Origin of the sequence: Caballeronia mineralivorans PML1(12) (assembly GCF_001028175.1) — a bacterium.
GTDB classification, from domain to species: domain Bacteria; phylum Pseudomonadota; class Gammaproteobacteria; order Burkholderiales; family Burkholderiaceae; genus Caballeronia; species Caballeronia mineralivorans.
In genome coordinates this window covers 28426-42752 of the sequence record NZ_AEJF01000058.1, presented here as the reverse complement: position 1 = coordinate 42752, position 14327 = coordinate 28426, and the positions used below count along the sequence as shown (strand labels likewise).

The 14327-nt window shown below is 60.6% G+C and carries 12 protein-coding genes and 1 pseudogene; 6 read left to right on the top strand and 7 right to left on the bottom strand.

Features of this window, described 5'->3' with window-relative positions; all coding sequences use genetic code 11:
- The 5 genes from EOS_RS07185 to EOS_RS07165 are packed head-to-tail and all read left to right on the top strand — an operon-like array spanning position 1 to position 4309.
- Positions 1–561, top strand: coding sequence for an MSMEG_0567/Sll0786 family nitrogen starvation N-acetyltransferase (locus EOS_RS07185; RefSeq protein ID WP_047845915.1), 561 nt, complete (start codon positions 1–3; stop codon positions 559–561).
- A complete protein-coding gene (locus EOS_RS07180; protein ID WP_047845914.1) occupies positions 558–1541 on the top strand; it encodes a sll0787 family AIR synthase-like protein in 984 nt (327 codons plus the stop codon). Before EOS_RS07185 ends, EOS_RS07180 begins: the two co-directional genes overlap by 4 nt.
- Positions 1541–2707: an MSMEG_0565 family glycosyltransferase gene (locus EOS_RS07175; RefSeq protein ID WP_047845913.1), complete on the top strand. Its 1167-nt coding sequence runs from the start codon at positions 1541–1543 to the stop codon at positions 2705–2707. The genes EOS_RS07180 and EOS_RS07175 overlap by 1 nt, the downstream gene beginning before the upstream one ends.
- Positions 2708–2716: 9 nt before the next feature.
- Positions 2717–3001, top strand: a complete 285-nt coding sequence (locus EOS_RS07170; RefSeq protein WP_047845912.1) for an MSMEG_0570 family nitrogen starvation response protein — start codon at positions 2717–2719, stop codon at positions 2999–3001.
- A 27-nt stretch (positions 3002–3028) separates the two neighbouring features.
- Complete coding sequence (locus tag EOS_RS07165; protein WP_047845911.1) at positions 3029–4309, top strand: MSMEG_0569 family flavin-dependent oxidoreductase; 1281 nt, start codon at positions 3029–3031, stop codon at positions 4307–4309.
- Positions 4310–4390: 81 nt separating this feature from the next.
- On the opposite strand, the gene hydA is transcribed toward EOS_RS07165, so the two are convergent.
- The 5 genes from hydA to EOS_RS07140 form a co-directional block, all read right to left on the bottom strand.
- Positions 4391–5869, bottom strand: coding sequence for a dihydropyrimidinase (gene hydA, locus EOS_RS07160; RefSeq protein ID WP_047845910.1), 1479 nt, complete (start codon positions 5867–5869; stop codon positions 4391–4393).
- Positions 5870–6021: 152 nt separating this feature from the next.
- On the bottom strand, positions 6022–7530 hold the full coding sequence (locus EOS_RS07155) for an NCS1 family nucleobase:cation symporter-1 (RefSeq protein WP_047845909.1): 1509 nt from the start codon (positions 7528–7530) through the stop codon (positions 6022–6024).
- A gap of 134 nt (positions 7531–7664) precedes the next feature.
- A complete protein-coding gene (gene preA, locus EOS_RS07150) occupies positions 7665–8957 on the bottom strand; it encodes an NAD-dependent dihydropyrimidine dehydrogenase subunit PreA (protein ID WP_047845908.1) in 1293 nt (430 codons plus the stop codon).
- A gap of 30 nt (positions 8958–8987) precedes the next feature.
- Entirely contained in the window at positions 8988–10325 is a 1338-nt protein-coding gene (locus EOS_RS07145; protein WP_047845907.1) for an NAD(P)-dependent oxidoreductase, read from the bottom strand.
- A 52-nt stretch (positions 10326–10377) separates the two neighbouring features.
- Positions 10378–11643: a Zn-dependent hydrolase gene (locus EOS_RS07140; protein ID WP_047845906.1), complete on the bottom strand. Its 1266-nt coding sequence runs from the start codon at positions 11641–11643 to the stop codon at positions 10378–10380.
- A 333-nt stretch (positions 11644–11976) separates the two neighbouring features.
- On the opposite strand from EOS_RS07140, the pseudogene EOS_RS07135 reads away from it, so the two are divergent.
- Positions 11977–12718 (top strand): annotated as a pseudogene (locus EOS_RS07135) (TetR family transcriptional regulator C-terminal domain-containing protein).
- 242 nt (positions 12719–12960) lie between these two features.
- Here EOS_RS07135 and EOS_RS07130 read toward each other — a convergent pair.
- Both EOS_RS07130 and hutC read right to left on the bottom strand, forming a co-directional pair.
- The gene (locus tag EOS_RS07130) at positions 12961–13293 is read right to left on the bottom strand and encodes a DUF4148 domain-containing protein (RefSeq protein ID WP_047845904.1); all 333 of its coding nucleotides are present in this window, start codon (positions 13291–13293) and stop codon (positions 12961–12963) included.
- 330 nt (positions 13294–13623) lie between these two features.
- Positions 13624–14319, bottom strand: coding sequence for a histidine utilization repressor (gene hutC, locus EOS_RS07125; protein WP_047845903.1), 696 nt, complete (start codon positions 14317–14319; stop codon positions 13624–13626).
- Positions 14320–14327: the final 8 nt, after the last annotated feature.

Genomic DNA, 14327 nt, shown 5'->3' with positions numbered 1-14327 from the left:
ATGCTCGCCGATACCGAAGATCTCATGCGCCTCTATACCCCCGCCAGCTACTCGATCAAGTGGACCACGCTGCCGTGGGAAGCGAACGAAGCGTACAAGCTGCGGCGCGCGGTGTTCTGCATCGAGCAAGGGATTTTTATCGGCGATGACCGCGATGAAATCGACGAGCGCGCGCAACTGATCGTGGCGGTGAGCTGTATCGGCGGGATGCCTGAGCAAGTGGTCGGCACGGTGCGCATTCACGAGGACGAACCGGGCGTGTGGACCGGCTCGCGCCTTGCCGTGCATGCAGCGTTCAGGCGGCACGGCAAGATTGGTGCAACGCTCATCAAGCTCGCGGTGAGCAGTGCGCATGCGCTCGGCTGCACAACCTTCCTCGCGCATGTGCAGAGCCAGAATGCACCGTTGTTTCATGCGCTGCACTGGAGCACGCTCACCGAAGAACTCATGCATGGACGGCCGCATCATCTGATGCAGGCGGACCTTGGCTTTTACCCGCCTTGCGTGACGCCGCAAAGCGGGTTCATGACCCAGTATTCACCCGTGCGGAGTACGCCATGAGCGTGGCCGACCTCGTCGCCGCGCTAAGGGAAACACGCGGCTTTCGCCACAAGACCGACATTGCCGGCGTGATGTCGTCGCTGGCCCGGCATGTGCCGCGCGACGCCTCCGGCCACCCGCAAGTTGCCCTGGGAGACGACTGCGCGGCCATCGCCGACGGCGACGGTTACCTGCTGTTCGCCATCGAAGGTCTGGTCAGCGACTTCGTGCGCGACATGCCGTGGTTCGCGGGCTACAGCAGCGTGATGGTCAACGTCAGCGACATCTACGCGATGGGCGGTCGCCCGATCGCCGTTGTCGATGCGCTTTGGAGCGACGGCTTGCGCGCGGCGGAAGACGTGCTTGGCGGCATAGCGGCGGCATCGTCCGTGTATGGCGTGCCGATAGTAGGCGGCCATAGCAACACGCGCAGCGATCAAGCGCAATTGGCGGTATCCATTCTGGGGCGCGCGAACAAATTGCTGTCCAGCTTCAACGCCCGGCCCGGCGATCGACTGATGATGGCGGTCGATCTGCGCGGCGCGTTCGAAGAACCCTATCCGTTCTGGAATGCATCGGTCGGTGCACCCGCAGCACGCTTGCGCGCCGACCTCGAGTTGTTGCCCATGCTCGCCGAAAGCGGTCTCTGCGATGCCGCCAAGGACATCAGCATGGCCGGCGCGCTCGGCACTGCGCTGATGCTGCTGGAATGCTCGGGCGCGGGTGCGAGCATCGATCTTTCGCGTGTGCCTTCGCCCCCCGGGAAGGATCGCTTGCGATGGTTGAGCGCGTTCCCCAGCTTCGGCTTCGTGATGTCCGTACGCGAGGAATACGCGGCTGAGTTGGAGCGGCTGTTTATTGAACGTGAGCTCGCCTGTGCAGTCATTGGCACGGTTGATGCATCGCGCAAAGTGGTGCTGCACGACGGCGGCGACTCCGCCGAGTTATGGAATTTCGACGATGACGCGTTCATCGTGGGAACGTCAGGGAGTGCAACGTGATGCCTGCCATGATGCGGATTGCCCTCACCACGCATTCGGTCAATCCGCGCGGCGGTGTGGTGCATGCGCTCGAACTCGCGAGCGCACTCGTGGATGAAGGCCACGACGTGACGCTCTTCGCCCCCGCCGCACGTGGGGAAACGTTCTTCCGCGAGTCGCCGTGCCGGGTGATTCTCGCGACCATAGAAGGCTCGCAGTACGACACGGTCGCACTCGTCGACGCGCGGCTTCGGGCGCTCAAGACGAGCGTGAAAGCCTGCGACCCGCGCAGCTTCGACGTGCTGCACGCACAGGACAGCATCAGCGGCAATGCGCTTGCCGAGTTGACTGCCGAAGGTGAAATAGCGGGCTTTGTGCGAACCGTTCATCACCTCGATCACTTCGACAACCCGCGCCTCGCCACATGGCAAACGCGTGCGTGGCAGGACGCGGATCGCGTGCTGTGCGTGAGCGAGATGTGGACGCGGGTGATGCGCGCTACCTACGGGGTAGAAGCGGCGACGGTGCCGAACGGTGTTGACTTGAAACGCTATTCGACCCGGCGTACAAAGCACGATGACATGGTGCGCCAGCGTCTTGGTTTGCAAAACGGTGCACCGGTTGTGCTCGCGGTCGGTGGTATCGAGGCGCGCAAGAACACGCTTGGTCTGCTCGATGCATTCGCCGAACTGGTCAAACGTCGTCCCGATGCGCACCTGGTGGTCGCGGGTGGTGCAAGCTTGCTCGATCACAACGCGTACACGCGCGCCTTCATGGAGCGCGTGGCTGGACTCGGTCTGACGCGAGCGGTGACCATCACCGGCCCACTCGACGACGCCGACGTGCCCGCTCTGTTCCGTTGCGCCGATGTCCTCGCGATGGTCTCGCTGCGTGAAGGTTTTGGCCTCGTCGTACTCGAAGCGCTTGCGTGCGGCACGCCGGTGGTAGCGTCGAAAATTGCGCCGTTCACCGAATATCTCGACCACTCGCTGTGCTGCTGGGCCACGCCCACCGATACGGCGTCAATAGCGAACGCGCTGGAACGGGTGATCGATGGCCGCCATCGAACCGACTTCAACCACGCCGTGCCCGCCCTGCTCAATCGCATGAGCTGGCAGGCGTCGGCACGAAAACATCTCGACATTTATAGCGCCTTGCTTGCAAGCCGCTCTCTTCCAACACTTTAGGAACCCGTCATGCCGGTCATGCATTTTCGAATCCAGTGGCCCGATAACAGCGAAGCGAACTGTTATTCCCCATCGCAAGTGGTCAGCGACTTTTTTACGCCGGGCCAGGACTATCCCGTCCATGATTTTGTCTCGCGCGCCCGTGAAGCGCTGAACATCGCCTCGGAACGCGTGCGCGAAAAGTACGGCTTCGCATGCTCGGCGGCAATGGACCAGCTCGCGCAGATCGAAGTCGAGGCCGAACGTTTTATTAGTGAGCCGGACGCCAGGGTCAAGGTCATCGCGCTCGTCTGAACGCCACACTTTTCGAAAGGACGCATCATGTCGCAGACATCGGACAGCACAACACACTTCAGCGTAATCGTAGTGGGCGGCGGCCAAGCAGGTTTGTCGGTCAGCTATTTCCTGAAGCAGGCGGGAATCGATCATCTCGTGCTGGAGAAAAATACCATCACGCATACATGGCGCACGCAGCGCTGGGACGCGTTCTGCCTCGTGACGCCGAACTGGCAATGTGCACTGCCCGGCTACCCTTATACCGGCGACGATCCGCATGGCTTCATGAGGAAGGACGAGATCATCGATTATCTCGATGGTTTCATCAGGACCGTCGATGCCCCCGTGATCGAGCATACCGAAGTGCAGCGGGTCGCGCGTAACGGCGAAGGCGGATTCAGCGTATCCACCAGCCAGGGACAGTTCACGGCGGACCAGATCGTGGTCGCGTCCGGGGGTTATCACACGCCTATCGTGCCGCGCATGGCGGAACGCTTGCCGCGTTCGATCGTGCAGGTCCAGTCGTCGGAATATCGCAACCCGCAGGCCTTGCCTGAGGGCGCGGTGCTGGTGGTCGGGTCGGGGCAATCGGGTGCGCAGATCGCGGAGGACCTGCATCTCGCGGGACGTAAGGTGATCCTTGCGGTGGGTGAAGCGCCGCGTTGCGCGCGCTTCTACCGGGGCCGCGATGTGGTCGACTGGCTCGCCGACATGAAGTATTACGACATGCCCGTCGATCAGCATCCGTTGCGTGAAGGTGTGCGCGACAACACCAATCATTATGTGACCGGCCGTGATGGTGGCCGTGATATCGATCTGCGCAAGTTCGCGGCCGAAGGCATGGAGCTATACGGCCGGCTTCAGGATCTGCAGGACGGTGTGCTTCATTTTGCACCCAACCTGACCGGGAATCTAGACGACGCGGATAAGACCTTCAACGGCATCAATGCGGGCATTGACGCCTATATCGCGAAGAATGGCATCGACGCGCCACCGGGATCGCGCTACGAAGCCCTGTGGTCGCCCGCCGAAGAACGCACCACGCTCGATCTGCAAGCGAGTGGAATCGGCTCGATCGTGTGGTGTATCGGCTTCACGCCGGACTTTAGCTGGCTCGATGCGCCCATCTTCAACGGCCGGGGGTATCCTGCGCACACGCGCGGTCTGACGCCGCTGGACGGCCTCTACTTCGTCGGCTTGCCATGGCTGCATACGTGGGGCTCAGGACGCTTTTCAGGCGTTGCCCGGGACGCCGGATTTGTTGTGGAAAAGATCGCAGCCTGCCGGGACGTGAAGGTGTTAGTGCACGACGAAGCGACCGTCTGAATAGACAGAGGCCCCACATAAATGAAAGCGGAAAAAAGCCGGCGCGTAAAGCATCGGCTCGTTATCACATTACCGTAAAACCTAAGCCGCCTTAGTGACCTTGTCACCGGCGCGATGGATCGGATGCGGTTCCTTCAACTGGTTCGCGATCCGGGTAGCGTCGAAGTAAGCGCCGTTCGGCGGACGCTTCAGATAGTGCCCCGCGCCACGTACCGCGCGCAGGTCGCCGTCCGCCCATGCAAGCGCACCGCGCGTCAGCGTGTGGGTCGCGACGCCCTGCACGGTCATGCCTTCGAACACATTGAAATCCACTTTCTGGTGATGGGTCTTGACCGAGATCGTCCTGCTCGCCGCCGGGTCCCACACAACGAGATCGGCATCGGCGCCCACCTGGACCGCGCCCTTGCGCGGGAACAGGTTGAAAATCTGCGCAGCGTTCGTGGACGTCACGCGCACGAACTCGTTCGGGGTGAGGCGTCCCTGATTCACGCCGTGATGCCAGAGGATCGACATGCGGTCTTCCACGCCGCCGCAGCCATTGGGAATGCGCGTGAAGTCCTCGCGGCCCATGGCTTTCTGCGATGCACAAAACACGCAGTGGTCGGTCGCCGTGGTATGCAGTTGCCCCGATTGCAGACCACGCCACAACGCCTCGCGATGCTCGCTGGTACGGAACGGCGGACTCATCACGTGCGCGGCGGCGCGCGTCCAGTCCGGGTCGCTATACACCGATTCATCGATCACCAGATGCCCCGGTAGCACTTCGGCGAACACACGTTGGCCTTCGCTGCGTGCCCGCGTGATGACATCGACGGCATCCTTAGACGACACATGCACGATGTAGATGGGCACGCCCAACACCTGCGCAATCCTGATCGCACGGTTCGCCGCCTCGCCTTCCACTTCAGGCGGCCTCGACAACGGATGCGCCTCCGGTCCGGTGAAACCACGCGCGAGCAATTGCTTCTGGAGTTGAAACACCAGCTCGCCATTCTCCGCATGCACGGTGGGGAGTGCACCGAGTTCCAGCGAGCGGGCGAAGCTGTTCACGAGGACTTCATCGTCGGCCATGATGGCGTTTTTATATGCCATGAAGTGCTTGAAACTGGACACGCCATGCTCGTGCACAAGCGTTCCCATGTCGCGATGCACCGACTCGTCCCACCACGTCACGGCCACGTGAAAACCATAGTCGGCCGACGCCTTTTCAGCCCAGCCGCGCCACTCGTGAAACGCTTCCATCAGCGGCTGCTTCGGACTCGGAATCACGAAATCGATAATGCTCGTCGTGCCGCCCGACAACCCTGCCGCCGTCCCCGTATAGAAGTCATCGCTCGCCGTGGTGCCCATGAACGGCAGCTCCATATGCGTGTGCGGATCGATACCGCCGGGCATCACATACTGCCCGGATGCATCGACTGTTTCGGTACCCGCCGGCACATCGAGATCGAGGCCGATCTGCAGGATCGTGCCGCCGTCTTGAGGGTCTGCGCACAACACATCCGCACGATAGGTACGGTCCGCGTCAATCACCGTGCCGCCGCGAATCAGGATCGTCATCTTGCTGTCTCCTGTGTCGACCAGAGTTGGCGCTTTAGCGCCTTACTCTGGTCCCATGCAACTTCAGTTGCGGTCGACCAGAGTTGGCGCTTTAGCGCTTACTCTGGTCCCATAGCGCTTACTCTGGTCCCATTCAATGGTTGCTGTAAAAATCAGGCGCTGGCAATCCGCGCCGTCGGGCGCTTGCCCATCTTCATCCATGCGCCATAAACAATCGATGCGAGCGCGAGGCCCACGAACCATGCATAGGTGTAAAGCGTGTTGAAGAATGCGGGTACGTTAGGGAACGCCGCGGGGAATGCGGTATGCAGGAAACCGGGCAAGTTGGGCAATACGCCCACAAGCAGGGCGACCACGGCGGCCATGTTCCAGCCACCGGTGTAACTGTATTCGCCATTCTCGTTGAAGAGTTCGCGAGTGTTCAGGCGCGTGCCGCGAATCAGGAAGTAGTCGACCATGAGGATGCCCGCCACCGGCCCAAGCAGCGCAGAGTAACCCACCAGCCACGTGAAGATGTAACCCTGCGTGGTCGCCAAAATCTTCCACGGCATCATCACAATAGCGATGAGCGCCGTGATCATCCCGCCCACGCGATACGAAATGCCCTTCGGCCAAAGGCTCGAAAAGTCATACGCCGGACCCACGAGATTGGCGGCGAGATTGCAGCTCATGGTGTCGAGCGTCAGGATGACCAGCGCCACGCCCACGCCAATACCTGTCATGCGGCTAGTGAGATCGATAGGGTCCCAGATCGCCTTGCCGTAGATCACCACCGTTGCTGACGTCACCACCACCGAGATCACCGACAGCAGCGCCATGGGAGCCGGCAGGCCGATCGATTGCCCGATGATCTGATCCTTCTGCGAGCGGGCGAAACGCGTGAAGTCAGGAATGTTCAGCGCGAGCGTGGCCCAGAAGCCGACCATGGCCGTGAGACCCGGCCAGAACGTGGCCCAGAACAAACCCTCTTTCTTGCCGCCGGCTACGAACTGCGACGGCTGCGCAAGCATGGAGCCGAGACCGCCCGCCTTCGATGTTGCCCACCACACCAGCGCGAGGCACATCACGACCTTGATCGGCGCGGACCAGCTTTCGAGGAAACGAATGGAGTCCGTGCCGCGCAAGATGAAATAGACCTGGATGAGCCAGAAGAACAGGAAACACGCGAGCTGCCCGAGCGAGATGTCCAGGAAGGGCAGCGGCGTACCGTGCGTCGTGTTACCGGTGAGGATATTCAGGAGCGTATAGATTGCACTCCCGCCAAGCCATGTCTGGATTCCGTACCATCCACACGCAACGATTGCACGCAGCAGCGCCGGCAGTCTCGCGCCCTTGGTTCCGAACGACGAACGCACCAGCACTGCATAGGGAATGCCATGCTTCGCGCCTGCGTGACCGACCAGCAACATGGGCACGAGCACGATCATGTTGCCGAGCAGCACGGTCAGCACTGCCTGCCACGGCGACATGCCCTCTTCCGTCAGCCCGGCTGCGAGCATGTACGACGCAATGTTCATCACCATGCCGACCCACAGCGCGGCAAAGTGATACCACTTCCAGGTCCGCTGCGCGGCACTGGTTGGCGCCAGGTCGTCGTTATATAGACTGCCGCTGGCGCCGGCCGCGAACTGCGGGTCGGCAGAATGCGCTGTCTGCTTCATCAGGTTGATCTCCTCAGATCGTTGCGGTCCGCGCCTGCGGATCGTTTTGTGAATCATGGTCAGGCGTCGGCCGTCAGGGGACGGTAATAGCGACAAGCGCTGCTTTATGTTGCTTTATGTAAGGCTTCTAAACTCTATGCGGCCTTGACGTTTTCTTCAACGTCGGCGTCCACGCGTGAGGGATTGTTCGGATGCGTCGTCCAGTTCGCATATTCGCCGGCATCCACGCGTTCCATCGTGATGCATTGCTCGACCGGGCACACATGCATGCATAAATTGCACCCGACGCATTCCGAATCGATCACTTCGAAATGGCGCTTGCCATCTTTCTCGCGCATGATGGCCTGATGCGCCGTATCTTCGCAAGCGATGTGGCACAGGCCGCACTCGATGCACTTGTCCTGGTTGATGCGAGCCTTGATGTCGTACTTCAGATTCAGATACTTCCAGTCCGTCACATTCTGCACGGCACGTCCGCGGATATCGTCGAGCGTGGCATAGCCTTTTTCGTCCATCCAGTTCGACAGGCCGTCTGCAAGGTCGGAGACAATGCGAAAGCCGTAGTGCATGGCCGCTGTACAGACCTGCACGTTGCCCGCGCCCAGCACCATGAACTCGGCCGCATCGCGCCACGACGAAATCCCGCCAATGCCGGAGATAGGAAGATCCGGCGTTTCCACATCGCGCGCAATCTCCGCGACCATGTTCAGCGCGATCGGTTTTACGGCCGGGCCGCAGTATCCCCCATGCGTACCCTTGCCGTCGACTGTCGGCATCGGCGCCATGAGATCCAGGTCGACGGCGACAATCGAGTTGATGGTGTTGATCAGCGACACAGCGTCCGCGCCGCCCTTGTATGCCGCTCGCGAGCTCGTGCGGATGTCGCTGATATTCGGCGTCAGCTTGACGATGCACGGCAGCTTAGTGCCCTCCTTGACCCAGCGCGTAACCATCTCCACGTATTCAGGCACCTGACCGACCGCCGCACCCATGCCGCGCTCGCTCATGCCGTGCGGACAGCCGAAGTTCAGCTCGACGCCATCGCAACCGGTGTCTTCCACCAGCGGCAAGATCCATTTCCAGTCGCGTTCGTTGCACGGCACCATCAGCGAAACGATCAGCGCACGATCCGGCCAGTCGCGCTTGACCTGCGTGATCTCCTCCAGGTTGACATCGAGCGGCCGGTCGGTGATCAGTTCGATATTGTTCAGTCCCGCGATGCGCTGGCCGTTCCACTGCACCGCGCCGTAACGTGAGCTCACGTTCACCACGTGCGGGTCGAGGCCCAGCGTTTTCCATACGACACCGCCCCAACCTGCTTCGAAGGCGCGATTGACGTTGTAGGCTTTATCGGTAGGCGGTGCGGATGCGAGCCAAAAAGGATTCGGCGACGTGATGCCGGCAAATGTATTGCGAAGATCGGCCATGAGCTGGCTCCCTTATCGTGGGGTATGTTTTTACGCGGCCTTGATGGCCGTCGCCGCAAAGAATGTGTGGATGGATTCGGCGGCAATCTTGCCGTCCTGCACCGCCTGCACGGTCAGATCCATGCCTCCGCTGGCCGCGCAATCGCCGCCGGCCCAGACGTTATCGAGCGAGGTACGGCCGCTCGAATCCACCGCGATACGGCTGCCGTCGAGCGTGAGCATGCCGCTTTCGAGACCTTCTGACACCAGCGTTTGCCCAATCGCCTTGAGCACCATGTCGGCTTCAATGAGGTAGCGTTCGCCTTGCGGGTTCTCGAACTCGACGCCCGTGGCCTGACCGTCTGTATCGAGCAAACGCACGGGCTTCGCGTGCGTGATGATCGTCACGCCATTGGTCTGTGCGAACTCCCGTTCGGCCCAGGTTGCGCCCATGGTCTCCACGCCACGCCGATACACCATCGTGACCGTTTGAGCACCTAGCTTGCGGCTTTGTACGGCCGCATCGATTGCCGTGTTGCCGCCGCCGATCACCACCACGCGACGCCCCACCGGCACCCTCGCGAGATCTTCCGCCTGACGCACCTGCTCGATGAAATCGACTGCGTTGTACACACCCTGCAAAGTCTCACCTTCCAGTTCGAGCGCACGCACGCCGGCCAGTCCGATTGCGAGGAACACGGCGTCGTGCTGTTTTCGCAAGTCGTTCAACGACACATCGCGGCCGAGCACCACGCCGTTCTTCACTTCGATGCCGCCCACCGAGTACAACCATTCCACTTCGAGTTGAGCGAAATCTTCCACCACCTTGTACGCCGCGATGCCGTATTCGTTCAGGCCACCGGGCTTGGGCAAGGCATCGAAGAGCGTGACCTTGTGACCATCAAGCGCGAGACGATGCGCGCAGGCCAATCCAGCCGGGCCAGCCCCAACCACGGCCACGTGACGCCCTGTGTCCGCAGCGCGCTTGAAGAGCGGCTCGCCGCGTGCCATCGCCCAGTCGGTGGCGTGACGCTGCAATGCGCCGATCGCAACTGGTTTGTCATCCTGATGATTCCTGACGCATGCCCCTTCGCAGAGTATTTCAGTCGGACACACGCGTGCGCACATGCCGCCCAGGGGATTGGCCGACAAGATGTCCATTGCCGCGCCCTTCATGTTGCCGTTGCCGATCTTGCGAATAAAGCTAGGTATATCTATTTTCGTGGGGCACGCGTTGATGCACGGCGCGTCGTAGCAGTAGTGGCAACGGCTCGAAGCAGCCGCTGCCGCGGTGGCGTCGAGCAAGGGTGCCACATCCGAAAACTCGCACGCCAGTTGCGCTTGCGAAAGCCGATGGGAGGCAATATCGCCAATGTGCTTCATGGTCATACACGTTCCTTCGTCTGGGTGAAGAAGCGAATGATCTGCAACTAAGGCTTATTCAGGCTTGCTGAGCCGCGCGTTCGAGCATGGCGTGAAGCAGCACGTTTGCGCCCGCTTCGATCCATTCCTCCGATGCATCCTCGATCTCGTTATGACTGATACCGTCGACGCAAGGCACGAACACCATCGACGTGGGCGCGACTCTGGAGAGGTAACACGCGTCGTGTCCCGCGCCCGACACCATGTCCCGATGCGCATAACCAAAGCGTTCGGCAGCGGCGCGCACGGACTTTACGCACGCGGCGTCGAAGGCGATAGGCGCGTAATAGAAGATCTGTTCAAGCTGCGTTTCGAGCCCCGCGCCGCTCGCGATTTTTTCCACGCCTGCGCGCAACGCCGCGTCCATTTGAGCGAGCACGGCGTCGTCGGGATGACGAAAATCCACTGTGAAAAACACCCGTCCCGGGATCACGTTGCGCGAATTCGGATGCACTTGCATCATGCCGACCGTCGCACAGGCAAACGGCGCATGATCGAGCCCGATGCGGTTCACCAACTCGACTACCCGCGACGCCCCAAGCAACGCATCGCGACGGCGCGGCATGGGCGTGGGACCCGCATGCGCTTCCTGGCCGGTCAACGTGATCTCGTACCAGCGCTGTCCTTGCGCGTCGGTGACTACACCGATCGTCATGTTTTCCGCTTCGAGAATCGGCCCTTGTTCGATATGCAATTCGAACGCCGCGTGCAGCTTGCGTCCGCCGCACGGCTCATCGCCCGCGTAGCCGATGCGCTTCAGCTCCTCGCCAATCGTCTTGCCGTCCACATCCTTGCGGGACAACCCATAGTCGAGCGTGAACTCACCGGCAAACACACCGGACGCGACCATGGCCGGCGCGAAACGCGAGCCTTCCTCGTTGGTCCAGATCACGACTTCCACCGGATGTTCGGTTTCAATGCCGCGATCATTGAGCGTTCGAATCACCTCGATCCCGCCGAGAATGCCGTAGATGCCGTCGAAGCGGCCGCCCGTCGGCTGCGAGTCAGCGTGCGAGCCGGTCACGACCGGCGCTGCATCTACATTGCGGCCGGCGCGCCGCATGAAGACGTTACCCATCTGGTCCACCTTGACCGTGCAACCCGCTTCCTTCGCCCAACTGACAATCAGGTCGCGCCCTTCGCGGTCGAGATCGGTGAGGGCAAGCCGGCATACGCCACCCTTCGGTGTCGCGCCAATTTTCGCCATCGTCATGAGGCTGTCCCAGAGACGTTTGCCGTTGACTCTGATCGACGTATCCAGCGCTGAATCGGTTACCGCGTTCATTTCGCGTCCTCCTTACATGTTGCTCGATTTAAGGGTTTCGACTGATACGAATCTGGTGCATCGGCGTCGGCTTTTGGGGCGTTGGCGCACGGCAGCGGTGCAGTTTCAACGCGATCATCCCATCCGCTTCAAAGCCTCGAATTTGTCACAATCTGCCGCCTTCCAAATCCTGTCCAACTGGACAGGTTGTAGCCGATTAATATTTGCAAATCAACGTCTTTCGGGGTTTCCGATTAGAGTAAAAGCATAGCGAGAAGCGTGCCATTGCAATGCAGCAGAGTCGTCAGGAAGCCCACGAACCGGCAAAACAGCAGTGGCGTTAAAACGCATAGAATGAGGCGCGATCCAGACAGAGAAGGCGCGAGAGCGCCGTGCAAGGAAAATAATGAGAGATGACGAAGCGGCAGCCGAGGCGCCGAAACACGACGCCGCGCCCATTCCATTGCGGCGGCGCAAGGCACACATTCGTGAGACCAATGAGGCGCATCTTTTAGCGTGCGCCGAGGCCGTGTTCGCTGAGCGTGGACTGGAAGGCGCAAGCACCGCGATGATCGCGGAACGTGCAGGCTTGCCGAAAGCCAACCTGCATTACTACTTCCCGACGAAGCTCGCGCTTTACCGTCGTGTGCTCGAAGATCTGTTCGAAGACTGGCATCGCGCGGCCGATACCTTCGAGTCCAGCGACGATCCGGTCGAAGCAATCAGCGGCTACGTGCGCACGAAAATGGAGTTGTCGCGACGGCGCCCGCTCGGCTCGAAGGTGTGGGCGAGCGAGATCATCCATGGCGCGGTACACATGCAGGACATCTTGAACGAGAGCGTCAAGCCGTGGCTTGAAACGCGGGTAATCGTGATCGACGACTGGATCGCGCGTGGCTTGCTCGCTCCCGTCGATGCGCAGACGCTGATGTTCATGATCTGGGCGACCACGCAGCATTATGCGGATTTCGACGCGCAGATCCGGGCGTTGAAGGGCAAGCGTGCGTTGTCGCAGAAAGCCTTCGAGGCCTCCACCGAGGAAGTGATCAAGCTTGTTATCCGCGCGTGCGGGGCTAAATCGCCGGAGCGAAAGTAGTTAATAGTGGTAAAGAGATCAGCTAAGACATAACGACCACAGACCCTGAAAGCAGCAACCGGGCATCAACCCCGACCACTACGCCCCAAAATCCCACCAACCAGAACCCCGTCCACCGGCGCGAGCGAAAAAAACTCGCCGTGCCGCTTTCCAGCGGAGGGCGAGTTTTTCATTTGGCGCGTTATCTTGGACAATCAAGTCCCACGCCGGACCCGGTCAAGCCAGGTCCACTTCAGCGCTCCTTATTGACCGAAGAACACCGAGCCAGGGGCATTTTTTGCCGGCGCAGCCGAGCTACGAACACCTACTGCCGAGGTGCCGCTGGTCGAAGGACCATACGACGTTGCTGCCTGGCCGTTTTCTGCATCCACGCGCGCTTGTGCGGCTTGGATGTTGGCCGGATAGTTGATCTGGTCGCCAGCCGGGTTGTAGCCGGCCTTTTCCAGTTGAACCAGTTGCGCCTTCACTTCAGCACGCGTCAGCGGGCCGTTGTTGTCGGTGCTTTGAGCAAACGCGAACGTCGGAGCTGCAAGTGCCGACACGATAACAACTGCGGGAATAAGTGACTTGAACATGGTGATACCTCCAGTATTTTGTTTGTCGTCTCGAAACAATCTCAGAGGGATATAAGCGCTTTCTGAATCTGTTTCGGATGTAAGAAGTCTATGCTTCGAAACCTTGAGGGAAAACCCTTATTTACGCGAAACATCATTGTTCGATTAGCAATAATCGCGTGGAAATGGCCGACCGGAGGAACTTTGGAGGGGAATTTCGGAAGTTATTACTGGGAAAAGCGCGTGGGGCGCTTCAAAATTCGGGGAAAGCCCGCGCCGCGATGAGTAGTAGTGCAGTTTTCCGCAAGAATCCCGCCGAACCCGAGGCTGGGCCCGGCGCTGGCGCCGGGTCTAGAAATGACCCGTGAATTGATATCGATCGCCGGGATGCCAAAGGTTCGCCACTGACGCCACCGCGTCCCGCGACCAGGTCCGCCGATGCAGCATGAGGCACGGCTCGCCGGCTTTCATCGACAGCGCGAGACCCGTGCTCTCATCGGGAAGTGCCGCTTCAATCCGATATTCAACGCGCTGCAAAGGCGCGGCGACCATCAGGTATTGATTCGGCGTAATCCGCGTGAAGTCCTGGCGCGCGTATTCCGGCGCGAGGGCGGGATTGACCCAGCGTTCTTCCAACTGGATCGGCAGATCGTTTTCGAAGTGCAGCACACGCGAGTGAAACACCGGGCTGCCTTCGGTGAGCTGCATTTCGAGCGCGAGACGTTCGTCGAGTACGGACGCGCCCAGATGCATCACCTCCGCCCGATGCGAATGTCCACGTCCGATGATTTCGTCGGAGATGCTGCGGATTTCGACAAGCGTCGACGCGTATTTCGGCTGCGCCACGAACGTGCCGGCACCTTGCACGCGTGTCAGGATCTGCTCGGCGGTCAGTTCGCGCAACGCCCGATTGACCGTCATGCGTGCGACTTTGAACTCGCGCGCGAGCTCGTTTTCGGAAGGCACCTGGTCACCCTCCTTCCACTCCCCCGCGTGAATGCGCGTGAGAATGTGATCCTTGATTTCCTGATACGCGGGCGTACTCATGCTGGGCG

Excerpts from the sequence above, each read along its gene's own strand:
- EOS_RS07185 (WP_047845915.1), top strand. The coding sequence starts at position 1 with ATGCTCGCCGATACCGAAGATCTCATGCGCCTCTATACCCCCGCCAGC.
- EOS_RS07145 (WP_047845907.1), bottom strand. The coding sequence starts at position 10,325 with ATGACCATGAAGCACATTGGCGATATTGCCTCCCATCGGCTTTCGCAA.
- hutC (WP_047845903.1), bottom strand. The coding sequence starts at position 14,319 with ATGAGTACGCCCGCGTATCAGGAAATCAAGGATCACATTCTCACGCGC.
- EOS_RS07170 (WP_047845912.1), top strand. The coding sequence starts at position 2,717 with ATGCCGGTCATGCATTTTCGAATCCAGTGGCCCGATAACAGCGAAGCG.
- EOS_RS07155 (WP_047845909.1), bottom strand. The coding sequence starts at position 7,530 with ATGAAGCAGACAGCGCATTCTGCCGACCCGCAGTTCGCGGCCGGCGCC.
- EOS_RS07180 (WP_047845914.1), top strand. The coding sequence starts at position 558 with ATGAGCGTGGCCGACCTCGTCGCCGCGCTAAGGGAAACACGCGGCTTT.
- EOS_RS07130 (WP_047845904.1), bottom strand. The coding sequence starts at position 13,293 with ATGTTCAAGTCACTTATTCCCGCAGTTGTTATCGTGTCGGCACTTGCA.
- EOS_RS07175 (WP_047845913.1), top strand. The coding sequence starts at position 1,541 with ATGCCTGCCATGATGCGGATTGCCCTCACCACGCATTCGGTCAATCCG.
- EOS_RS07165 (WP_047845911.1), top strand. The coding sequence starts at position 3,029 with ATGTCGCAGACATCGGACAGCACAACACACTTCAGCGTAATCGTAGTG.
- preA (WP_047845908.1), bottom strand. The coding sequence starts at position 8,957 with ATGGCCGATCTTCGCAATACATTTGCCGGCATCACGTCGCCGAATCCT.
- hydA (WP_047845910.1), bottom strand. The coding sequence starts at position 5,869 with ATGACGATCCTGATTCGCGGCGGCACGGTGATTGACGCGGACCGTACC.
- EOS_RS07140 (WP_047845906.1), bottom strand. The coding sequence starts at position 11,643 with ATGAACGCGGTAACCGATTCAGCGCTGGATACGTCGATCAGAGTCAAC.